Below are 21,548 nucleotides of genomic sequence, written 5' to 3'. Positions count from 1 at the left end.
GCTCCCTTTTTTTTTATAAGCTTTTGAGTTTATTCATCCTCCTCTAATGCCGCAGGAGCTGCATTTAATCCAGCAGCAGCTTTGATTTTCACTTCCAGTTCCTCCATTAATTCAGGATTATCAAGAAGGATATTTTTAACAGAATCCCTTCCTTGGCCTAACTTTTCCCCATTGTAGGAGAACCAAGATCCTGCTTTTTTGATAATATCAAACTCCACTCCCAGGTCGATTATCTCCCCTACTTTGGAAATTCCTTGCCCATACATGATATCAAATTCAACCACTTTGAAAGGAGGAGCCACCTTGTTTTTCACCACTTTGACACGGGTACGGTTACCTAGAATATTATCCGCGCTTTCTTTGATCTGACCAATTCTACGAATATCCAATCTCACAGAAGCATAAAACTTAAGTGCATTACCACCTGTAGTTGTTTCAGGATTTCCGAACATCACTCCGATTTTCTCTCTCAATTGGTTGATAAAAATACATGAACAACCGGTTTTATTGATGGCTCCAGTAAGTTTTCTAAGTGCCTGAGACATCAATCTTGCCTGAAGTCCCATTTTAGAATCTCCCATATCTCCTTCCAATTCTCCCTTTGGCACCAAAGCTGCAACGGAGTCAATGACGATGATATCAATAGCTCCAGAACGGATTAAATGTTCGGCAATTTCAAGTGCTTGCTCACCGTTATCTGGCTGGGAAATCAGAAGGTTCTCTGTATCAATCCCAAGTTTTTCGGCATAGGTTTTGTCGAATGCATGTTCAGCATCGATAAACGCAGCTAAACCTCCCGCCTTTTGGGCTTCGGCGATACAATGCATTGTCAGTGTGGTTTTACCAGAAGATTCTGGGCCATAAATCTCGATCACCCGGCCCCGCGGAATTCCGCCCACACCCAGTGCCATATCTAGCCCAAGAGAACCTGTGGATATAGCAGGAACATCCAGTACTTTGTTGTCGCTAAGCTTCATCACAGTACCTTTTCCATAGGTTTTCTCCAACTTATCGATGGTTAATTGGAGGGCTTTCAGTTTTTCTGCGTTATTACTCATGAGTTTTCGTTTAAAAGAATCTATAGTAGGTGAAATTAACTAAACAACATGCCATTACCAAAGGAGAATTAGCCATTGTTTTCGATGGCCAAATTCGTAATTTTATTCACCAAACGACTCTTTTTTTCGTAATACCTTTTGAAAAACTCAATTTTCGTCAGGTATTGTCAATAAAATGTATGAGAAAACTACCCGGCATTTTTTTCCTTATCCTATTTCTGTGGAGTTCCAGTGCATTTTCCCAACAAAATCCGGATAATGATGCTTTTACTTTTGGCGAAGAACTAAACTTTGAAGTGAGTTATGGCTGGCTAAATCTTGCAGATGCCAAACTCCAAATCAATCGACGCAGTCATACTCAAAACAATCGACCTCATTATAAGATCGATGTTTACGGAAAGACCAAAGGAGCAGCTACCATTTTCGGAAAAGTAAATGATAACTGGGGTACTTATCTAGACACCAATACCGTACTTCCTTCTCTTTTCTATCAAAATATTGAGGAGGGGAAATATAGAAAACATGAGAAGGTGTTTTTTGACCAGAAAAACGGAAAAGCCCTGGTGGAGCTTTATGAAAAAGACAATAAAACTCTCAAGAGCGCTAAAGAGTACGATTTACCTGGGCCTATCCAGGATTTAGTGAGTGGTTTTTATTATTTGAGAACCCTGAATCTTGAGAACATGAAGCCTGGTGAGGTGGTTTTAATCAAAGGTTTCTTCGATAAAGAGATATATAACATAAAGTTAATATTTGAAGGGACGGAGCGACTGGAAACAGAAATCGGCATCAAGGACACATATATTTTCTCACCACAGATTCCAAAAAACAAATTATTTAGAGGAGAGTATCCTGTCAAAGTCTGGGTAACTAAGGATCAGAATAAAATCCCTGTAAAAATCAAAGCCAATTTATTTTTAGGCTCTTTGAATTTTGATATCATCAACGCGAAAGGATTGCGAAACAATTAAATAAAGCTGCCTTAACCATAACTTAACCTAAGGTAAGGAAGGCAGAATAAAACATTGGATTCTTTGAAAATCGAAACCACAACATCCTTTTTATTTGGCTTCTATCTTCAAATATTCCTTATTTTTAAGCGAATTATTAAGAAATGCCAGCATGAGCGATAAGCAGAAAATCAAAGTTCTCGTAGTAGATGACGAACCGGACATTGTTGAAATCCTGAAATACAACCTCCAAAAAGAAGGCTATGAAGTAGCCACTGCGGAAGATGGGATTAAAGCCGTGAAAGTTGCATCTAAATTTGTACCGGACGTGATCTTATTGGACATCATGATGCCAGGTCAGGACGGAGTAGAAACTTGTCTACAGATCAGACAGATTCCTGAGCTTAAAAATGCCTTTGTGATATTCCTGACAGCAAGGATGGAAGAATATTCGGAGGTGGCAGCATTTGATGTGGGAGCGGATGATTATATCACCAAACCGATCAAGCCTAGAGCCCTGATGAGCAGAATTGCTGCACTCTTTAGAAGAGAGTCCAAAAAAGAACAGGAACAGATTCAGATTAAAATCAAAGATCTGACTATTGATAGAGGCAGTTACACGATTGATAAATCCGGTAAAACCATCACCCTTCCAAAGAAGGAATTTGAATTATTGTATTTCCTGGCTAAAAACCCTAATATGGTTTTCAGTAGAGATGAACTTCTCCAAAATATCTGGGGAGCTGATGTGTTTGTCTTGGCAAGGACAGTGGACGTACATATCAGAAAAGTCAGAGAAAAAATCGGAGAAGACTATATCACTACTGTAAAAGGTGTAGGATACAAGTTCGACTTAGGCTAAGATGCTTACAAATTCCCGTGGTATTGCATTCATACTGGCACTGGCTATCAGCGCCATGGTGACTGCTTTTTTGTCATTACTGGATACAACCAATGCCACTATTCTATTGGTAGCTGGAGCCATCTCATTTTCGGTGGCTTACCTGCTCGCCAATATCACCTTGGAGTTTTTGATTTTTAGGGAAATCGGAAATATTTATTCCTTGCTGGAGAAAATCCAGAAAAAGGATTTTTCCGAAATCAGCGATAAGTCCTCCAAATCATCCATTTCTCCTCTCCGAAGGATCAATAAGGTAATCAACTCTTATGCTTTGACTAAGCAAAAAGAAATTGAGACACTCCAGAAAAACGAGGAGTTTCGAAGGGAGTTTATTGCTGACATTTCACATGAGTTAAAGACCCCGATTTTTGCGACCCAAGGATATATCCATACACTTCTGGATGGAGCTATCGATGACAAGCAGGTGCGGATGAAATTCCTGAAGCGGGCAGCCAAAAGCCTGGATTCCCTCGATGTATTGGTACAGGATCTTTTGACATTGAATCAAATGGAAAGCGGGGTGATCAAATTCACATTCACCCAGTTTGATTTAAAAGACCTGATTATTGAGGTGATTGACCAATTGGAGCATAAAGCTTCAAAAAGGGATGTGGAGATTATTTTTGATTTCGAAGAAGGAAAAAACTACATCACTTCAGCAGATCGACAAAAAATCTACCGGGTCTGTCAGAACTTGATTTTCAATGCCGTCAAATACAACAATAACAAAGGACAGGTAAAAGTCAGTCTTAAGACAGGCAAAAACAATATTCAGGTAGACATCAAAGACGATGGACAGGGAATCCCTCCTGAGGATCTGAAGCGGATTTTTGAGCGCTTCTATCGAGTAGAGAAAAGTCGAAATAAAAAAGAAGGCGGCACCGGACTGGGATTAGCGATCGTGAAGCATATTCTGGAAGGGCACAAAAGCAAAATTTCTGTGAGTTCTACTGTGGGGAAAGGTTCAATTTTTAGTTTCTCGCTGCCTTTGGTTAAAAATGAATCTCAGGATCAAAAAGCAAAAGTAAGTCAACCAGTATAATTTTCAATAATTCCAGATTGTTTCGGAAAAGAGGTACTTAATTCTGAGGCTTAAACAAAATCAACTATTAGTTTTTTTTAAAACAAAATTATTAGTTTAGGAAAACTGATCAATTTTTCTCATGAAAAATCTAATTTCTATAGTTTCAATATTACTAGTACTATTGAATAGCTCCTGTAAGGAAAATGAACAGCCGCAATTTTTCACTGTTGATATGATGGCCTTTATCACGGTTGTAGATAAACAAGGCAATAATTTGCTGGATCCAAAACAAGAAGGAGCTTATGATTTTAGAGATATCAAAATTTTTTATGAGCGAAATGGGAATATGGAGGAATTTTATGAGGCCCACTTGGACATGCCGCGAAATTTCCGAATTGATCCACCTGAATTTGATAGAGATTATATCATGGCATTGGTTCTAGATTCAGAAAAAACAGTTATCCAATGGAATGAGACAGAAGCCGACACGATTCAAGCAGAAATCCATGATAATGCATCGAGTGTCATTGTCCAAAAAGTCTATTATCTAGGGGAATTAAAATGGGATGGTGAAACAGCTACTAAGGGACGAGGATTCACCATCATTAAAGAAAGGCAATAATTCAACTGTAGTATTTGGCTGCTAAAGTCCTTCTTAATTGAAGGATTTTTTTTTGCGCTTCCATTTCCCTACTTTTGCAGCCTCTTTGAAGAGGCAGGAGAATCCATGAAGAAAGTAGATTTTGAAAATCTTATTCTGTTTGAAAACGAGGATTACCTGGTAATCAACAAACCGCCGTACCTATCAAGCTTAGACGATAGACACGAAGCGCAGAACATCTTAGACTTAGCCAAGGCACACACCCCCGATTCACAACTGTGCCATAGATTGGATAAGGAAACTTCAGGATGTCTAGTGATTGCCAAGAATCCAGTGGCTTACAGGCATTTGGCCATGCAGTTTGAAAGCAGGAAAGTGGACAAGGTCTATCATGCAGTGGTAGAGGGGATCAAGGAATTCAGCAATGAGCTGGTAGACCGAAATCTTATCGCCACAAAAAAAGGAATCGCCAAAGTAAGTAAAGACGGCAAGCCTGCGCAGACCTATTTCAATACGTTGAAAACATATTATGCGCACACCTTGGTAGAATGCAGGCCTGTAACAGGCAGGTTGCATCAGATCCGGGTTCATTTGGCTTACCTGAAGTCACCCATTTGTGGAGACACTTTATATGGAGGCAAACCTTTGTTACTTTCTTCACTCAAGCGCCGCTTCAATCTTAAAAAGGACACGGAAGAGCTACCCATCATGCAAAGGGTTTCTCTACATGCCTTTTCAATAGAATTTGAAGGAGTGGATGGGAAGAAGCTTAAAATCGAAGCTCCCTATCCAAAAGATTTTCAGGTACTGGTCAAACAGTTAGAAAAAACCGCCTAAAAAATTTTATTGAAAAAAAGCATCGAAAATCAATCTCCTGAGAGGGATTTTGGGCTAAGGCTATGAAAATTAGGACTTAGTAATGGAAATATTTTGCATGAAAAATAAAATACTTCTATCTTTGTGTCCCTTTTTGAGGGTGAAATAAATTTAACAAGCTAAAAATTAAACAGTTACACAGTGGATACTTTGAGCTATAAGACCATATCAGCCAATGCCGCGACTGTAGAAAAGCAATGGGTCGTAGTGGATGCCCAAGCTGCAGTTTTGGGTAGATTGGCGAGTGAGGTCGCAAAAATCTTAAGAGGTAAGACAAAGCCAAGCTTTACTCCTCACGTAGATTGTGGTGACAATGTCATCGTGATCAACGCAGACAAAGTTCGTTTAACTGGTGATAAGTGGAACTCCAAAGTTTATGTGAGACACACAGGTTATCCAGGCGGACAGCGTATTTCTACCCCAAAATTGTTGAAAGACAAGTCTGCATCTATTTTGGTAGAGAAAGCTGTAAGAGGCATGCTGCCTAAAAACAGATTGGGAAGAAAATTATACGGCAACTTGTACGTGTACAATGGATCTGAGCATCCACACGAAGCACAGCAGCCTAAAACTATCACCCTTTAATCGTCTAAATCATGGAAATGATCAACACAATCGGTAGAAGAAAGACCTCTGTAGCCAGAATTTACATGGCTCCAGGAAAAGGTGAAATCTCCGTAAACAATCAGTCAATTGAAGTTTACTTCCCATTTGATCTACACCAGATCGTTGTGAAGCAGCCATTGGCTCTTGTTGGCGTAGAGGGTAATTATGACATTAAAATCAATGTAGACGGTGGTGGTATCAAAGGGCAAGCGGAAGCTGCTCGTATGGCTATCTCTAGAGCTTTGTGCGAATTTGACGCAGAGCACAGACCAGCGTTGAAAAAAGAAGGTTTCCTTACTCGTGACCCTAGAATGGTAGAACGTAAGAAGCCAGGACGTAGAAAAGCAAGAAGAAAATTCCAGTTCTCAAAACGTTAATCTGGATTTACTTCAGGATATACACTATATATTATGGCCAAATTAGAATATAAAGACTTACTAGATGCTGGTGTTCACTTCGGACACTTGACGAGAAAGTGGGATCCAAGAATGGCTCCATACATTTTCATGGAGAAAAACGGGATCCATATTATCGATCTAAATAAAACGCTTGCTTGCCTCGACGAAGCATCTAACGCAATCAAGCAGGTAGTACGCTCAGGCAAAAAAGTGATGTTCGTAGCTACTAAGAAACAAGCAAAAGACCTAGTAGCAGCAGAAGCTCAGCGTCTAAACATGCCTTACGTAACCGAAAGATGGTTAGGTGGTATGTTGACCAACTTCGCTACTATCAGAAAGTCCTTGAAAAAAATGTCCGGATTGGACAAATTGATGAAGGAAGAGTCTTATGCGAACTTAGCTAAGAAAGAACGTCTGATGGTTTCTCGTCAGAAAGACAAAATGGAAGTGGTTTTAGGTGGTATTGCTGACTTGAGCAGACTTCCAGCAGCCCTTTTCGTTGTTGACATCAAAAGAGAACACATCGCTATTGCTGAAGCAAAAAAGCTTGGTATCCCTGTTTTCGCATTGGTAGATACGAACTCTAACCCAAATGAGGTGGATTTCCCTATCCCTGCTAATGACGATGCATTCAAATCCGTATCCTTGCTAGTGAAAGCGTTTGGTGCAGCTATAGAAGAAGGTCTTTCCGAAAGAAAGAAGGACAAAGAAGAAGCTAAACTTTCTGAAGAGGAAGAAGCTAAAAAAGCTGTGGACGCCGAAACTAAAGAATAATCCACACTTGATTTGAAATATTAAAAATTGAACATAAGGTTTCGGCCTATGTTCAATTTTTTTGTTTAAAAGACATAGGGAAGCAAATTTTCCTCCCTGTCTCTAAAACTACCTTTAACGCAGCTTCAAAACCTGCGAATCAATAAAAATATCCCGTTTAATATTTAAACCGATAATACAATGGCAATTACTGCACAAGAAGTAAACAAACTGAGACAAATGACCGGTGCCGGTATGATGGATTGCAAAAAAGCTTTGACTGAAGCGGAAGGCGATTTCGAAAAAGCAGTGGACATTCTTAGAAAAAAAGGTCAGAAAGTATCAGCATCTAGAGCTGATCGTGAAACTAAAGAAGGAGTAGTTGTAACAAGCGTTTCTGAAAACGGAGCGAAAGGAACTTTGCTTTCTTTGACCTGCGAAACTGACTTTGTTGCCAAAAACGAAGAATACGTAGCATTTGCTAACACACTTTTGAACATGGCTGTAGCTGCTGGTGCAAACACAGTGGAAGAAATTCACGCTTTGCCTTTCGAAAACATCACCGTTGCTGAGAAAATCGTAGAGATGACCGGTAAAATCGGAGAGAAAATCGAAATCTCTAACTACGAAGTAGTAAGTGCTGAAGCAGTTGTTCCTTACATCCACTCTAATGGTAAATTAGGTGTTTTGGTGGGTTTGGTAAACACTTCTGGTGCAGACGTAGAAGAAGCTGGAAAAGACGTAGCAATGCAGATTGCAGCGATGAATCCAGTAGCTGTTGACAAAGACGGTGTAGATTCTACAGTAGTAGAAAGAGAAATCGAAGTTGGTAAAGAGCAAGCTAGAGCGGAAGGTAAGCCTGAAGAAATGCTTGAGAAAATCGCTATGGGTAAATTGAACAAGTTCTACAAAGAAAATACTTTGTTGAGCCAGCAGTTTGTGAAAGACAACTCTAAGTCTATCGCACAATACCTTGACAGCGTAAGCAAAGGCATGATAGTTTCTGCTTTCAAAAGAGTATCTATCGGGTAATTAATTCCGATTCGAACATAAAAAAATCCCCTCCAATTAATTTTGGAGGGGATTTTTGTTTTAAATAATTCACAACTATTCTTTTATTAATTTATACCTTAAGGTATCTTGCTCATTCTAATTACCCGAAATGTTCTTCCTTTAAATGACCAATTCAATTCTCTTTTTATTACAATTATTGAAAAGCAACAACCTATTTACACTCTCCAATTAGTTGGACTTTTAGTAATCAGTTTTTAACTCATTATCCCAGACAGAAATCATTTCAATGCATTTTTACACTAAAAAAACACATTCCATATTTGTATTTGCGTTTACAATTATCTGTATAGCATGTAACCCAGAAGAACAGAAAAAGCCTAACCTAGAATTAAAAACCAGTTCAGAAGTCCTTGTTCTTCCTGTGGATGAATCCACTTCCAATATTAGTGACGGCCTTTTTTATTTTGCCAAAGAAAACCTTCTTTTTAGTCAAAATTGGAAAGAAAATAGCATTCAGATTTATGACATTGAAAAGAAAAAAAGGGTCAAAAATTTGAAACTTGAAAGAGATGGTCCAAATGGTGTATTAGACCTTATGGGAATCCATGTTCTAAGTCAGGATAGTATTTTCCTCTTTAATCAGATAAAATCACAGATTACTCTTATAGATACCTCAGGACAAATCATTAATTCTATTCAATACAAATCTCCAGAGCGATATAGTCCCGCTTTTGTTCACAACGCTTACTTTCAAAGCCCTCCCCACTTGCATGGAAAAAAGCTGATTGTAAAAACCCATTATTTTGGATCCATTCGTGAAATGACCCAGGAGATCCTACAAACGAAAGAACTGGTATATGAAATTGACCTAGAGTCTGGAGAAACCCACTTTTTAAATCTCAAATTCCCAAAAGATTACATGCCAGATGGTTTAAAGCCTTTTGAAGCCTCGATTTCCCATGGTGCCGATAAACTTGCGTTCTCACTATTTGGTGACCATCGGATGTTTTATGTTTCAGAGCTTGGAGACTCGCTTCAGTTCAAAAATGGGAAAAGCGCCTATTTACCTGAAAAACTTCCAACAGTCCCCATAGATGCAGATGGCTTGATTTTTAGAAAGTATTCCTATTACAGCCCCCATTATGAAAGTCTTGATTACGACCCATTCAGAGATGTATTTATACGCTTTGCATTTCATGAATATGAGCAAGATGAGTCAGTTCCAGTGAATGATATGCGGAATCATTCCGGGCCATTTTCCATTCAGGTTTTTGACAGTGATCTGAATTTGATTTCAGAAACTGCATTTGAGGCAAATCAGTACCATCCATTCGATTATTTTATCACTGAAAAAGGAATTTATCTATCGACAAATCATCCTTTGAATCCTCAAAACAGTGAAGATCAAATGTCATTTGTGCTATTGGAGTATTCAGAAAAAGAAAAGCCATAAAAAATCCCCTCCAATTGATTTTGGAGGGGATTTTTGTTTTGATTCTTTTAAAATCAGGAATTCATCAACTCTTCGATCTCATCTGCCTCAACCGGAATATCTCCCATTAAATCCAGATAGCCGTTTTCCTGTACGACAATATTGTTTTCCAATCGGATTCCCATTCCTTCGGCAGGGATATAAATCCCAGGCTCCACGGTAAATACCATTCCCGGTTTGATTGGGCCATGCATGGTACCGACATCATGCACATCGAGTCCCAAATGATGGGAAGTGCCATGCATAAAGTACTTTTTATACGCTGGCCAATTCGGATCCTGATTTTTAATATCCGTCTGATCGATCAACCCTAAACCAATCAATTCACTCTGCATGATCAAACCTACTTCTTTATGGTAATCTTGGATATTTTGTCCTGGAATTAGCATGCTGGAAGCTTGATTTTTCACCCTCAAAACGGCATTATAAACAGCCTTTTGACGAGTTGTAAATTTTCCATTCACAGGAATTGTTCTAGTCATATCGGCATTGTAATTCCCGTATTCTGCTCCCACGTCCATCAGGATTAACTCACCACCTTTACACTCCTTGTTGTTCTCTAAGTAGTGCAATACACAGGCACTGCCACCTGATGCAATGATTGGCTCATAAGCAAAGCCCTTGCTTCGGTTTCTTACAAACTCATGCAGATATTCTGCTTCGATCTCATATTCCGTCACACCCGGCTTGACAAACTTTAAAATTCTTCTAAAGCCTTTATTGGTGATATCGCAGGCAATCTGTAACTGATCGATTTCCTCCTGCTCCTTTACTCCTCTCAGTTCATGCATTATTGGGGCTGCCCGCTCGTATTCGTGAAGAGGAAATTGAGCTTTACAGGTTTTGATAAATCTCGCATCTCGGGTTTCTACCACCACACCAGCTCTTAGATGCTCATTAGTATTCAGATAAACCCGTTCTGAAAGCGCCATGACCGTATTAAAAATCTGGTCAAAATTAGATAACCACTGAATATTCTTGATTCCAGACGCCTCTTCAGCCTCTTCCTTGGTGTATTTGTGGCCTTCCCAGATAGCAATTAACTCACTGGTCTCACGAAGGAAAAGCACTTCTCTCATTGCTGGATTTGGACAATCAGGCGCGATCAATAAAATCGTTTCTTCCTGATCTATACCACAGAGATAGAATAAATCATTGTTCTGTCTGAATTTCATCGTACCATCCGCATTGGTCGGCATGATGTCATTGGCATTAAAAATCGCAACACTATTTGCTTTCAATTTGGAAGCAAACTTTGCTCGGTTTTTACTATATAAACTAGAAGGTAAGGGCGTATATTTCATAAATCTGTTCTGATTTTTACAAAGCCGAAGTTACTAAAATCTAACTCAAAAGGAGAGGAAAACAAGGAGGGAAACAAATTGATGCTTTTCTTTGTATTTTACCGACAGGGTAAGCAACTATGGATTTAAACATCAAGGAATTAAGCAACGGCATCCGCATTGTCCATCAGGAAGTTTCACATACCAGGCTGGTTCATTGTGGATTTATTCTGAATATCGGAAGCCGGGACGAAACCAAAGAACAGGAAGGTTTAGCCCATTTTTGGGAGCATATGGCTTTCAAAGGGACACAGAAAAGAAAAACTTTTCATATCCTGAACAGATTGGAGTCATTGGGAGGTGAACTAAATGCCTATACTACCAAAGAGAAGATCTGCTTTTATGCTTCCACGCTCAAAGAGCATTATGCGAAAGCCGCAGATTTGCTATTCGACATTACCTTCAACAGCACTTTCCCGCAAAAGCAAATCGAAAAAGAGCGTCAGGTTATTTTAGAGGAGATGGCCATGTATCGGGACTCTCCGGAAGATTCCATTCAGGATGAGCTAGATGAATTGGTTTTTGAAAACCATGCATTGGGTCGGAATATCCTGGGCACAGAGACCACAGTCGGGAATTTCTCCCATATGGACTTTATAGATTTTATTTCTACCCGATTAGATACTTCCCAAATTGTTTTTTCGGTTGTAGGAAATATCAGCTTTGCCAAAGCGCTGAAAATCATAGAAAGACCTCTGGAGGAAATCCAGGAAAAAAGAAGCTTGTATGTCCGGAACGGATTTCAAAATTATCAACCCAAAGTAAAAACGGTAGAGCGCGAAATCACCCAATCCCTTTGTGCCATAGGTAGGCCTGCTTATTCTCTTCATGACCCGAACAGATACAAATTGTTTTTGCTCAACAATATTCTGGGCGGACCAAGCATGAATAGCAGACTCAACCTGACATTGAGAGAGAAATACGGCTACGTCTACAACATAGAATCTTCTTATTCTCCTTTTTCAGACACCGGTTTTTTTGGAGTCTATTTTGGCACCGAAGAGAAAACGCTCAAAAAAGCCCAGTCTTTGGTAATGAAAGAGATGTACAAGCTCCAAACTAAAAAGCTTGGGACAGTCCAACTTCACATGGCGAAGGAACAGGCGATTGGTCAAATGGCCATGGCAGAGGAGAATTATGCCGGCTTGATGCTGGTCTATGGAAAAAGCCTCTTGGATCATGGGAAAGTTGACCCGCTCGAAAGTATCTTTGATAAAATTAGAAATACCAGTGCTGATGAACTTCAGGAGATTGCCATGGAAATCTTTCTTCCTGAAAACATGAGTTTTTTAACGTACAAGCCTCAATAATTATGGATTTTATCTCAGAAGATCTATCACTCTACTGCGAAAATCATAGCACCCAAGAGGATGCATTACTCCGAAAAATCGACAGAGAGACCCAACTGAAAGTTCTGAAACCCAGGATGCTTTCTGGTGCCCTCCAAGGGAAAATGCTTGAACTTTTCACCAAAATGATTAATCCAAAAATCGCTTTGGAAATCGGTACTTACACTGGTTATTCTGCGATTTGCATAGCTCGAGGGCTAGGAAAAAGTGGAAAGTTGATCACCATGGACATCAATGATGAGCTGGAAACTATGGTGAGGGAATTTTTTGAAGAAAGTGGTCTGGCTGAAAAAATCGATTACCGACTGGGAAATGCCTTGGATATTTTACCGGATTTGGAAGGGCCATTTGACATGGTTTTCATTGATGCTGATAAGATCAACAATGAAAAATATTTTGACTTAATCATTGATAAAACCAGTCAGGGAGGAATTATCATGGCTGATAATGTACTTTGGTCAGGAAAAGTTTTGGTCAAAAAAGGCCAAAAAATCGACAAGGATACCAAGGCAATTTTGGACTTTAACGCCAAAATAAACGAGGATCCAAGAGTGGAAAATGTGCTCCTTCCTATCAGGGATGGAATCATGATGGCGAGAAAATTATAAGGAATTCAAAAAGGGAATCATTTTTGCTAAAAAGAGGCTGAGCACAAGATTTAAGCCTTTTTGGAATGAATAAATACCGATTTTCTACTCTTCTTTTCATCCTCACGCTCTTTAGTAGTTTTCCATTATTGGCACAGATCCCGCAGGTTCCTGCCGAACTGGAATTCGCTGACCTGATTGTAAGAATCAATCCTCAGGCAAGGAGGGAAATACAGCTGGATGTAGATGCCCAATATAGAAATCCGAATTACCTAAAAGTAAAACAAGAAAGGGTCAACCTATACATGCCTATCATTGAAGATATTCTTCGTGACAATGGCGTTCCTGAAGACCTGAAATATTTGGTGATCCAAGAGAGCTCCCTGATTCCTGATGCTGTTTCCACCTCTAATGCGGTGGGTTTTTGGCAGTTTAAGCAAGGCACAGCTGAGGAAGTATTTTTAAGAGTTGACAATCACATCGATGAACGTAAAAACATCGTTTCCTCCACCAAAGGAGCAGCATTGTATCTCAAAAAGCATAACAACACCTTTGACAACTGGATGTGTGCTCTGGTTTCCTATCAGATGGGTTTGGGTGGTGCAAAAGCCTATTTTGGAGACCGATACAATGGTAAAAGAATCGTCGATGTAGATAGGAATACACATTGGTATTTTAAAAAATTCCTCGCTCATAAAATTGCCTTTGAAAGCCAGATAGGAGTATTTACTTCCAATGCCAGGATGGTTGAGGTACCTGTTCATGGACCCACTACCCTTTCTGCTTTAGCTAAAAAATATGGGGTAACTGAAGACCATTTGAAAGAATACAACAAATGGTCTTCCAATGGAAAGATCCCTGGAGACAGAACTTATGCTTTGGTTTACATCAAAGAAGGAACACTTTCTTCCCAGCCGGCTATTATTCAGGATTCGAAGCCAAAAACAACTACTACCAAGCAAGCGACATCAACTTCACCAGCATACAAGCAAGCTAATTCTTTCCCAAGAATCGCTGGAAATACGACGAAAGCAAATCAGCCTGATCAGATTACAGTCAATGAGATCGAAGGTGTGCAAGCTGCTCAAAACACTACTCAGAGTAAATTTTCAGATCAGATTGGTTTGAAAGAAAAGAAGCTTAGAAAGCTGAATGACTTAGAGCCTGGAGAAAGAATTGAAGCTGGAGATTATTATTACACCAAGAAAAAGAAAACAAAAGCAGAGGTTGAAACTCATATCGTGATGCCAGGGGAGACGCTTTGGAGTATTTCACAGAAATATGGTATCAAGCTTTCATCCTTGAAATCCAAAAACAGAATCCGTAAAGATTCGGACTTGAAAGTTGGAATGGTGTTAAATCTACAGGAGCACAGAAAAAGAGGTGAGGATATCAGAATTGTCAAAATCAATCAGATGCCTCCAAAAACTGTGGTGGCGCAATCTTCTACTCCTACTACATCTTCAGAGCCTCAAGTAAGATCTACTACTCCAAGTAGTCAAAAAGCTACTACTCAAAGAACACATGTGGTCAGTCAGGGAGAAACGCTATTTGCAATCAGTAAAAAATACGGGGTAACGGTCAATGACTTAAAATCCTGGAACAATATCGGAAGCCAAAACATCATCAGCATCGGTCAGAAATTGGTTATCTTCACCCCCTGATCCTATTATTTCTCTTTTTTGAATGCGTAATTACCTCCTAATTATAGGATTTCTATTTATCGGTTTAGGTCAGCAGGCTTTTGCCCAAGACCGCCTTGTTATCCCTGACACAGTCTTGATTAATGGAGATACATTGCTGATGCTTGGCGATTCTCTTTTGATAGAAGAACCCAAGAAAGAGATTTTCTGGGAAACTGGCGGAAATTATAACCTCAACATCCAACAGGTTACTCTGAGCAACTGGGCAGCCGGTGGATCCAGCTCTTTTGCCCTGAACTCCGGAGTTTCTGTTTATGCGAATTATAAAAAGGAAAAGAAAGTCTGGGATACACAGCTCACGATAAATCTGGGTATGACCAGGCAAGGAGATCGTGACTTTCAAACCAGAAAAAGTAATGACAACTTTATTTTTGTCAGTAACTATGGCCGTGAACTTTCTGAGAAATTCTATCTATCGACGCAGTTGGATGCGCGAACCCAGCTTTTAGCTGGTTATAAATATTCCAGGCCAGCTGGAAGTGAAAATGATGTAAGAACAAAGATTTCGGATTTGCTTTCCCCTGGCTATGTCCAATCCTCCACGGGTTTGAATTATAGAAAAACCTACGAGGATAAAAGTAAGCTCTCTGTAATCCTGTCTCCTTTTACCGGTCGATTCACCATTGTGATGAATGATTCCCTGAGCCAAGTCGGGGCTTTTGGGGTGATACCTGGAGAAAATGTCAGGGCTGAGGCGGGTATGTCTTTTGCCACTTCGGTAGTAGACATCAAATTGATGGAGAATATTACCTGGAAAGCTGATTTAAACCTATTCTCCAATTACGAGCGATTTGGAAATATGGTGGTCAATTTCAATTCTACCATTCGAATGAAAGTAAATAAGTACATTTCAACCCGAATGGAAACGAGGATAATTTATGATGAGGAAGTTTTTATTAACCAAGATGATGGCACTTCCAAGCAAGCTGTTCAGCTTCAAAATCTGATAAATTTTGGGATTTCCCTGGACTTCTAGAAATCTGTCTCCAGTCCAAACTTACGCTGAAACTCCAGAAGTGCGGGATGCTTTTCTTTTAAGAACCTGAATTTATCCGAGCTTGTATAGAGTTTATTATTCGTGGATTCCAACTCTTCTTTTACTACCAATTTGATAGCTAGTTTTCCTACTCCGGTTAGATCTCTGATCAAAGAAAGTAATTCAGGCTTCATCTTCTGAGCGATTTCCTCCTGAACATGCCCCATTACCTCAAAACAGATTTCGTGACCTTCCATTTTCGAAGGCTGGTTCAAAATCGCCAATTCCAATACCTTATTTTGATTTTTGTAATGATCCAAAACTTTGGGCATCACCTCTTCCAGCTTTTCTTGTGTTAGCTGAAGGGCATTTACCGGTTCATCGATTTTTACCTCAGCTTTCTTCTGCTCAATTTTCGCCTCCTCAATCTTTGCTTTTTCGGCAATGATCTTTTTGGTGTGCGACAAACTGGTCGGAATCGACATGGTCTTTTGCACAGGAATACTTTTTACCGGTGCCGTAGGTTCTGGGGAAGATTTGGGAGTTTCTTCTGAGGAAGGTTTACTCAGGCTTTTTTTTTTGACTCCTCAGAGATCAACGTAGCCAATTTAAATGCCTGAGGCAATTTGGCTATTTTCATCAAGGCAAGCTCAACGTGCAATCGCTGATTTTTCGAAGTCTTGTAATTGATATCGCATTGATTGGCGATATTCAATGCTGAGAGTAAAAATGAAACAGAAGCTGCTTCTGTCTGCTGAAGGTATCGCTCTTTGGCATTTTCAGAAACCTGGATCAATTCCACTGTAGATGGATCTTTGGCTACCAAAAGATCTCTGAAATGTTCACAAAGACCAACAATAAAGTTATGGCCATCGAAGCCTTTCTTCAGAATCTCATCAAAAATCAAAAGAACTTTTGACAAGTCTTCCTCTAATAAGCCATCGACCACTTTGAAATAATAATCATAATCCAGAATATGGAGATTATCAATGGTTTCATGGTAGGTGACTTTTTTCCCTGCAGAATAAGTCACTATCAAATCGAAAATAGACAAAGCATCTCTCAATGCTCCATCTGCTTTCGTAGCAATCAGTCTTAAAGCCTCTTCTTCATAATCTACCTGTTCTTTCTCAGCGATATATTTCAGATGTTCCGAAATGTGCTTGATCTGAATTCTGTTGAAATCAAAAATCTGACAACGGGAAAGAATGGTAGGAATGATTTTATGCTTTTCAGTAGTAGCTAAAATAAAGATAGCATACTTGGGCGGCTCCTCTAAGGTTTTCAAAAAGGCATTAAAAGCCTGATTGGAAAGCATGTGAACCTCATCAATGATGTAGACTTTGTATTGACCTTTTTGAGGAGCGTATCGAACCTGGTCTACCAGGTTACGAATGTCATCTACGGAGTTATTCGAAGCAGCATCGAGCTCATAGATATTGAAGGAACTGTTGTTTTTGAAAGAAACGCAGGATTCACAAACACCACAAGCTTCCTGATCAGCCTGTCTATTTTCACAGTTGATCGTCTTTGCCAAAATTCGGGCACAGGTAGTCTTACCTACACCTCGAGGTCCGCAAAAAAGGAAAGCCTGAGCTAAGTGATTGTTTTTAATGGCATTTTGAAGCGTGGTAGTGATATGTTGCTGCCCTACTACGCTTTTAAAATCTGCCGGTCTGTATTTTCTTGCCGAAACGACGAAGTTTTCCATCACCGCAAGATATAAAAATCTCTTTATAGGAAAACCTAGAAATTTGACCAATTCAAAAGATTTTCCATAAAGTATTGAGATTGAATAGCATGCTATTGACAGATTTTAAGAACGAAAAACAGGAAAATGTTTTCAAAGATAATTAGTAATGATGTCGACGGTCGACTGTTGACCGTGAGCTGATCCAAAGTCTTTCTAAACTTACCCTCACCAAATTCTCCAAATCATTTCTATGGAACTAAAATTAGGTTACTTTTGTCATCCTATTTCAAATGGGGCTGACCGGTATTGACAGTAAGTGTAAAGATCGGGCTCGCATGCAGGCTGGAGTATGTACGGCCTTGAAAGATTCATACGAACTATAATTGGCGAAACTTCTTACGCCATGGCTGCCTAATCTAACCTTAACAGGATAGATCGCTTAAAGGGTTGAGTTACGAGAGTAATTCCCCAGCCACATCTCACCGTCTGTTATCTGGTCCGGACGGATCCGAGGTGTCGACTTGATCGGGTTGCGGCTTGTGATGCTATTAAGCAGGTCTAAGATCAATAGCTAAGCCGAGACAAGGTGTGTCATCCAGCATATTTCGGTCGAAAACCAAACAGGTGACTAAGCATGTAGACGGTACGTTGTTTCCTTATCTGGACGCGAGTTCGAATCTCGCCAGCTCCACCCAGTGAGAGAAAGACGAATTTTTCGTTTTTCTCTCTTTTTTTGAGTTAATTAAATCCCTATCTATCAAGTACATACACTCGACTACAGAATTAATTCTTGTGGTTCGACTTTTAGAATTTTCAAAACACCATTTTTCGGGAAAAATCGAACCAATTAGTATTCTTTTTTGAGCGGTGGTGCCATTTACAAACAGTTCATCGAGGCTTGACAACCTGTTAATCGACTGATTTATAACATCTTTAGTGTACTTCGAAGAAACCGGAACATTCAAAGAAATCAATTTTTGCTCCAGTTTGTTTATTTTATCGTTGCACTCTTCTTTTATCTCTCTATAATCTGTTCCATCTAAGTCACCGGATAAAAGTAAATCGCGTGCATTTTTAAGCCTCTTTTGTTCATCCTCTATCTTTTCGGAAAGTACCTTTTTTTGATTCAGTCCATTTTCAAATGTACTTTCAATTAACTTTGTCAGGATATTCTCATATACCTCCTTTGTGCTTTTCTTCAAGCTAAATTTCCTAAGCTCACTAACAAGTCTATCATGAGTTTCATGGACTCTTGAACGATAACCGCACGAAGATTTGCAATGGTAATAGTAATATCTTTTGGTACGTCCTTTAGAGGCACTTCCTGTTAGAACACTACCGCATTCAGGGCATAAAATCTGACCTCTAAGAGGGAAACTATCATCCGTTTGATCTTTTGTGTGGACAGGCAGTCTACCATTATTGGCAAGGATATATTGTACTTTCAAAAATTCATCTTCAGTCACAATTTCTTTGTGGAGACCATCTACAAGAGTTTCATTTTCATCCTCAAAGGCCGGGACAAGGATCTTTCCACAATAAATCGGATTTCGTAACATCCTGTGAAAGTTTGCACGACTGGTTTTCAAGCCTTTTTCCTTGGCCATTTCCCAAACTTTATCGACAGGATATACATTTGACAAAACGGTCTCAAAAGACCACCTTATAAGGCTAGCGGCAGGTTCAACAGGCTCAATATACTTTCTCCTGCCCTCTGCTTTATTTATATAACCAACGGGAGCCATTCGTAAGTAACGGCCTTCCTTTAACCCCCTTCTCATGCCAAAAAATATATTCAATCCTCTTCGATCATTTTCCACTTCTGGAGTAGCCAGGTAAATGGCCAACATTATTTTTGACTCTGGCACCTTCATATCAAGGGGTTGCTCTATGGCCTGAGGTTCAATACCCAATTTTCTAAGCGTATTAATCATTGCGTAAGCATCTCCTGCATTACGGCTAAACCTGTCCCACTTGCAAAAAAGAACTAGATCAATCCCTTTGCCTTTAATTCTCTTCCATTCCGATAACAACCCTTGCCAGCCAGGCCTTTCAAAGGACTTGGCAGACTGTTCTTCGGAAACCACTTTTCGGATGGATATTCCCTGAGTCTCACAATACTTCCTTAAAGCTTCCTCCTGAGCCCTGGGACTATATCCATATTTTTGATCATCTGTACTTACTCTGACATATAAATCAGCAATTTTCATAACTATGATTTAAGCAATTGATTTACAACTAATTTACAAAACTTATTCGCTTCAGACAAGATTTTAGTTGCATCCTCTAAGGTAAGTTTTTCACCATGGGAGTTATAAATTTCCTGTACTTCTTCAGCTTTTAATTTTTTGCTTTTTCGGGGTTTATACATAATTAAAATCAGCCATGTTAACAGAGCCAATTTGCCAATCCCCTTTACATTTCAATCACACTGACACCCGAGTTCGGTCTTGTAGCTATTCGAATAAAAAAGGGGACAATTCCCCTTTAATTAGCGGATCATTCCTTCATCAGCGAAAGAGTAATGCCCGTTGCTGGTTACGATAATGTGATCTATAACTTCCAGATCCAGAAGCTTACCCACTTTAACCATTTTTTCTGTGAGCGCAATATCCACCTGACTGGGATTTGTATTGCCACTGGGATGATTGTGAGCCAGGATAATGGACCGGCAGGCCGATTTAAGAGCTACTCCAAATACAATCTTTGGATCCACTAGTGTACCTGCAATTCCGCCCTGACTGATAGGCACAATTCCCTTTACCTTGTTCCCGGAATTCAGTAAAAGTATTTTAAACTCCTCAAACAGGTTAATCGTACCCTCCTCCCAGTTTTCCAGAAGGATCTTATAGGCATCCTTACTTGATTTTACTTTAGGCCAGTGGCTTGCAAGGACTTTAGGATGATACGACAGTTTGATTTCAGCTACTTTGAAATTTTGTTTTACAGCTTCCATAACAATAACATTTAAGATTAGAAATTATTTATGGTGCTGTCCCAGGGACTCCGGGAGTCAAGGAAAGGAGGAAACGGAATAAATAGCGCAGCGAGGCAAGCGGCTTTATGCCGTAGTCTACGTGACGCTCCGAGCGGAAGCTCCCTAACTTTGTACCGAAATAATGAGAATAATATAAACTCCACTCCCTTTGAGCAGCGCATGTATTCCCATATAATCTGTAGTTGATTTGTATGCACGTCTGATGATCCCGGTTTACTTTTTAAAAGAAAAAACAGCAAAAAAGAAAGCAGGCGATTCAGGGGCTTGCACAAGGAAAAAAGGAAACGGAATAAATAACGACCGAAGGGAGAGGCTTTATGCCGTCCCTTTTTTACCCCTTTCCAGCAGAAAAGCGAAAAGCCCCTTATTTCGCTGCGCTTTTCTGCTGTTGTTTTAAATTTTGAGTGCAAACATTTCTTATGGCAGTATCTGGCGATTATTCATACTAAAAGGAGGGTTAGTTTATTTAAGTAAAGCTTGATTCTAAAATGCTCAAATCAGAACGCTTATAATCTAAAAACCACCTGTTCCAGGTTCATTTTAGGATAGGGTCTCTCCCATTTTTTGAGTTTTTTCTGTTTTTTGCTAGATTCAGAAATCCGTTCTCTGCTTATGTCTGGAAATCACTCCTATACTGACCGTGAATTGCTACATCTCCTAAACCAGGGAGATGAATTGGCTTTTGTGGAATTTTACAGGGCTTATCGCAATCCGATCCGTACTTTCCTGGAGAAGTTTCTCAAATCACCGGAACTATCAGAAGATCTTGGGCAGGAAATCTTTTTACAGATATGGGAGAGCCGCGGCAGGATGGATCATATCAGGTCGCTTCACAGCTGGGTGTATACCCTGGCTAAAAACAAGGCACTGGATATGCTGCGCAGGGCAAGTGTGGATATGAATGCCAAAGCTGAAATCCTGAAACATTACCATACAGTAAGTACGACCACCTATGATCAGGTTTTAACACAGGAGTACCTGGATTATATCCAGTCTGTTATTGCCACGCTTCCGCCTCAGACGCAAAAGGTTTGGCAGCTGTGCAGGGAAAGGGAGTTCAGCTATGAAGAAGTTGCCGAAAAGCTAGGCATCTCCCGAAATGCCGTCAAGAAACATATGGTGCGTTCCATGAAAGTTTTAAGAGAAGGCGTTGAAAAAGATTTTGGAATATCTTTTTCGATCTTTATTTCTCTTATTGGTCTTTCGTAAGAACGAAGCTCTTATTT

The 21,548-nt window shown here is 39.7% G+C and carries 21 protein-coding genes and 1 other RNA gene; 16 read left to right on the top strand and 6 right to left on the bottom strand.

Translation table 11 applies throughout. The annotated features are described in order from the left end of the window. Window positions 1–29: 29 nt before the first annotated feature. Window positions 30–1,058, bottom strand: coding sequence for a recombinase RecA (gene recA, locus FHS59_RS00750; RefSeq protein WP_184492508.1), 1,029 nt, complete (start codon window positions 1,056–1,058; stop codon window positions 30–32). A 179-nt stretch (window positions 1,059–1,237) separates the two neighbouring features. Between recA and FHS59_RS00745 the strand changes: the two genes are divergently transcribed. The 10 genes from FHS59_RS00745 to FHS59_RS00700 all read left to right on the top strand — a co-directional run bounded on the left by FHS59_RS00745 (window position 1,238) and on the right by FHS59_RS00700 (window position 9,634). Beyond that, window positions 1,238–2,029, top strand: coding sequence for a DUF3108 domain-containing protein (locus tag FHS59_RS00745; RefSeq protein ID WP_221444419.1), 792 nt, complete (start codon window positions 1,238–1,240; stop codon window positions 2,027–2,029). Window positions 2,030–2,180: 151 nt separating this feature from the next. Beyond that, on the top strand, window positions 2,181–2,870 hold the full coding sequence (locus FHS59_RS00740) for a response regulator (RefSeq protein WP_184492506.1): 690 nt from the start codon (window positions 2,181–2,183) through the stop codon (window positions 2,868–2,870). A 1-nt stretch (window position 2,871) separates the two neighbouring features. Continuing rightward, window positions 2,872–3,951 (top strand): sensor histidine kinase, encoded by a 1,080-nt coding sequence (locus FHS59_RS00735; RefSeq protein WP_184492505.1) that lies wholly within the window; start codon window positions 2,872–2,874, stop codon window positions 3,949–3,951. 121 nt (window positions 3,952–4,072) lie between these two features. After that, window positions 4,073–4,555 (top strand): hypothetical protein, encoded by a 483-nt coding sequence (locus tag FHS59_RS00730; RefSeq protein ID WP_184492504.1) that lies wholly within the window; start codon window positions 4,073–4,075, stop codon window positions 4,553–4,555. A gap of 105 nt (window positions 4,556–4,660) precedes the next feature. Further along, a complete protein-coding gene (locus FHS59_RS00725) occupies window positions 4,661–5,371 on the top strand; it encodes an RluA family pseudouridine synthase (RefSeq protein ID WP_184492503.1) in 711 nt (236 codons plus the stop codon). A gap of 180 nt (window positions 5,372–5,551) precedes the next feature. Continuing rightward, on the top strand, window positions 5,552–5,995 hold the full coding sequence (rplM, locus tag FHS59_RS00720; RefSeq protein WP_184492502.1) for a 50S ribosomal protein L13: 444 nt from the start codon (window positions 5,552–5,554) through the stop codon (window positions 5,993–5,995). Between the two features lie 11 nt (window positions 5,996–6,006). Continuing rightward, window positions 6,007–6,393: a 30S ribosomal protein S9 gene (gene rpsI, locus FHS59_RS00715; protein ID WP_184492501.1), complete on the top strand. Its 387-nt coding sequence runs from the start codon at window positions 6,007–6,009 to the stop codon at window positions 6,391–6,393. A gap of 33 nt (window positions 6,394–6,426) precedes the next feature. Continuing rightward, window positions 6,427–7,188, top strand: a complete 762-nt coding sequence (gene rpsB, locus FHS59_RS00710) for a 30S ribosomal protein S2 (protein ID WP_184492500.1) — start codon at window positions 6,427–6,429, stop codon at window positions 7,186–7,188. 180 nt (window positions 7,189–7,368) lie between these two features. Continuing rightward, a complete protein-coding gene (gene tsf / locus FHS59_RS00705; RefSeq protein WP_184492499.1) occupies window positions 7,369–8,199 on the top strand; it encodes a translation elongation factor Ts in 831 nt (276 codons plus the stop codon). 268 nt (window positions 8,200–8,467) lie between these two features. Beyond that, window positions 8,468–9,634 (top strand): DUF4221 family protein, encoded by a 1,167-nt coding sequence (locus tag FHS59_RS00700; protein ID WP_184492498.1) that lies wholly within the window; start codon window positions 8,468–8,470, stop codon window positions 9,632–9,634. Between the two features lie 53 nt (window positions 9,635–9,687). Here the strand turns inward: FHS59_RS00700 and FHS59_RS00695 are convergent, their stop codons facing one another. Next, the gene (locus FHS59_RS00695; protein ID WP_184492497.1) at window positions 9,688–10,977 is read right to left on the bottom strand and encodes an aminopeptidase P family protein; all 1,290 of its coding nucleotides are present in this window, start codon (window positions 10,975–10,977) and stop codon (window positions 9,688–9,690) included. 119 nt (window positions 10,978–11,096) lie between these two features. Here FHS59_RS00695 and FHS59_RS00690 point away from each other — a divergent pair, with 119 nt between their 5' ends. The 4 genes from FHS59_RS00690 (at window position 11,097) to FHS59_RS00675 (ending at window position 15,631) form a co-directional block, all read left to right on the top strand. After that, window positions 11,097–12,326 carry a M16 family metallopeptidase gene (locus FHS59_RS00690; RefSeq protein ID WP_184492496.1) on the top strand — a complete coding sequence of 410 codons (1,230 nt, stop codon included), beginning with the start codon at window positions 11,097–11,099 and terminating at the stop codon, window positions 12,324–12,326. Window positions 12,327–12,328: 2 nt separating this feature from the next. Then, window positions 12,329–12,973 carry an O-methyltransferase gene (locus FHS59_RS00685; RefSeq protein WP_184492495.1) on the top strand — a complete coding sequence of 215 codons (645 nt, stop codon included), beginning with the start codon at window positions 12,329–12,331 and terminating at the stop codon, window positions 12,971–12,973. Between the two features lie 65 nt (window positions 12,974–13,038). Then, entirely contained in the window at window positions 13,039–14,616 is a 1,578-nt protein-coding gene (locus FHS59_RS00680; protein WP_184492494.1) for a lytic transglycosylase domain-containing protein, read from the top strand. A 22-nt stretch (window positions 14,617–14,638) separates the two neighbouring features. Beyond that, window positions 14,639–15,631: a DUF3078 domain-containing protein gene (locus FHS59_RS00675; RefSeq protein ID WP_184492493.1), complete on the top strand. Its 993-nt coding sequence runs from the start codon at window positions 14,639–14,641 to the stop codon at window positions 15,629–15,631. Here the strand turns inward: FHS59_RS00675 and FHS59_RS00670 are convergent. Together FHS59_RS00670 and FHS59_RS00665 are read right to left on the bottom strand one after the other, a co-directional pair. Continuing rightward, the gene (locus FHS59_RS00670; protein WP_184492492.1) at window positions 15,628–16,128 is read right to left on the bottom strand and encodes a DNA polymerase III subunit gamma/tau; all 501 of its coding nucleotides are present in this window, start codon (window positions 16,126–16,128) and stop codon (window positions 15,628–15,630) included. The two genes, FHS59_RS00675 and FHS59_RS00670, sit on opposite strands and share 4 nt — an antisense overlap. A gap of 68 nt (window positions 16,129–16,196) precedes the next feature. After that, a complete protein-coding gene (locus FHS59_RS00665; protein ID WP_184492491.1) occupies window positions 16,197–17,342 on the bottom strand; it encodes a DNA polymerase III subunit gamma/tau in 1,146 nt (381 codons plus the stop codon). Window positions 17,343–17,616: 274 nt separating this feature from the next. Between FHS59_RS00665 and ssrA the strand changes: the two genes are divergently transcribed. After that, window positions 17,617–18,018: a transfer-messenger RNA gene (gene ssrA / locus FHS59_RS00660) on the top strand. Here the strand turns inward: ssrA and FHS59_RS00655 are convergent. Together FHS59_RS00655 and FHS59_RS00650 are read right to left on the bottom strand one after the other, a co-directional pair. Continuing rightward, window positions 17,981–19,534, bottom strand: a complete 1,554-nt coding sequence (locus tag FHS59_RS00655) for a recombinase family protein (RefSeq protein ID WP_184492490.1) — start codon at window positions 19,532–19,534, stop codon at window positions 17,981–17,983. The two genes, ssrA and FHS59_RS00655, sit on opposite strands and share 38 nt — an antisense overlap. Before the next feature lie 281 nt (window positions 19,535–19,815). Further along, a complete protein-coding gene (locus tag FHS59_RS00650; RefSeq protein ID WP_184492489.1) occupies window positions 19,816–20,280 on the bottom strand; it encodes a JAB domain-containing protein in 465 nt (154 codons plus the stop codon). 654 nt (window positions 20,281–20,934) lie between these two features. Here FHS59_RS00650 and FHS59_RS00645 point away from each other — a divergent pair. Then, entirely contained in the window at window positions 20,935–21,531 is a 597-nt protein-coding gene (locus tag FHS59_RS00645) for an RNA polymerase sigma factor (protein ID WP_184492488.1), read from the top strand. Window positions 21,532–21,548 lie beyond the last annotated feature (17 nt).

Source organism: Algoriphagus iocasae, from assembly GCF_014206875.1.
Taxonomy (GTDB): Bacteria; Bacteroidota; Bacteroidia; order Cytophagales; family Cyclobacteriaceae; genus Algoriphagus; species Algoriphagus iocasae.
Note: the sequence above shows the minus strand (reverse complement) of the source record. Positions and strands in the feature narration are given on the sequence as shown.

Coding starts and splice junctions, on each gene's coding strand:
- recA (WP_184492508.1), bottom strand. CDS start 1,058: ATGAGTAATAACGCAGAAAAACTGAAAGCCCTCCAATTAACCATCGAT.
- FHS59_RS00745 (WP_221444419.1), top strand. CDS start 1,238: ATGAGAAAACTACCCGGCATTTTTTTCCTTATCCTATTTCTGTGGAGT.
- FHS59_RS00740 (WP_184492506.1), top strand. CDS start 2,181: ATGAGCGATAAGCAGAAAATCAAAGTTCTCGTAGTAGATGACGAACCG.
- FHS59_RS00735 (WP_184492505.1), top strand. CDS start 2,872: ATGCTTACAAATTCCCGTGGTATTGCATTCATACTGGCACTGGCTATC.
- FHS59_RS00730 (WP_184492504.1), top strand. CDS start 4,073: ATGAAAAATCTAATTTCTATAGTTTCAATATTACTAGTACTATTGAAT.
- FHS59_RS00725 (WP_184492503.1), top strand. CDS start 4,661: ATGAAGAAAGTAGATTTTGAAAATCTTATTCTGTTTGAAAACGAGGAT.
- rpsI (WP_184492501.1), top strand. CDS start 6,007: ATGGAAATGATCAACACAATCGGTAGAAGAAAGACCTCTGTAGCCAGA.
- rpsB (WP_184492500.1), top strand. CDS start 6,427: ATGGCCAAATTAGAATATAAAGACTTACTAGATGCTGGTGTTCACTTC.
- tsf (WP_184492499.1), top strand. CDS start 7,369: ATGGCAATTACTGCACAAGAAGTAAACAAACTGAGACAAATGACCGGT.
- FHS59_RS00700 (WP_184492498.1), top strand. CDS start 8,468: ATGCATTTTTACACTAAAAAAACACATTCCATATTTGTATTTGCGTTT.
- FHS59_RS00695 (WP_184492497.1), bottom strand. CDS start 10,977: ATGAAATATACGCCCTTACCTTCTAGTTTATATAGTAAAAACCGAGCA.
- FHS59_RS00690 (WP_184492496.1), top strand. CDS start 11,097: ATGGATTTAAACATCAAGGAATTAAGCAACGGCATCCGCATTGTCCAT.
- FHS59_RS00685 (WP_184492495.1), top strand. CDS start 12,329: ATGGATTTTATCTCAGAAGATCTATCACTCTACTGCGAAAATCATAGC.
- FHS59_RS00680 (WP_184492494.1), top strand. CDS start 13,039: ATGAATAAATACCGATTTTCTACTCTTCTTTTCATCCTCACGCTCTTT.
- FHS59_RS00675 (WP_184492493.1), top strand. CDS start 14,639: ATGCGTAATTACCTCCTAATTATAGGATTTCTATTTATCGGTTTAGGT.
- FHS59_RS00665 (WP_184492491.1), bottom strand. CDS start 17,342: ATGGAAAACTTCGTCGTTTCGGCAAGAAAATACAGACCGGCAGATTTT.
- FHS59_RS00655 (WP_184492490.1), bottom strand. CDS start 19,534: ATGAAAATTGCTGATTTATATGTCAGAGTAAGTACAGATGATCAAAAA.
- FHS59_RS00650 (WP_184492489.1), bottom strand. CDS start 20,280: ATGGAAGCTGTAAAACAAAATTTCAAAGTAGCTGAAATCAAACTGTCG.
- FHS59_RS00645 (WP_184492488.1), top strand. CDS start 20,935: ATGTCTGGAAATCACTCCTATACTGACCGTGAATTGCTACATCTCCTA.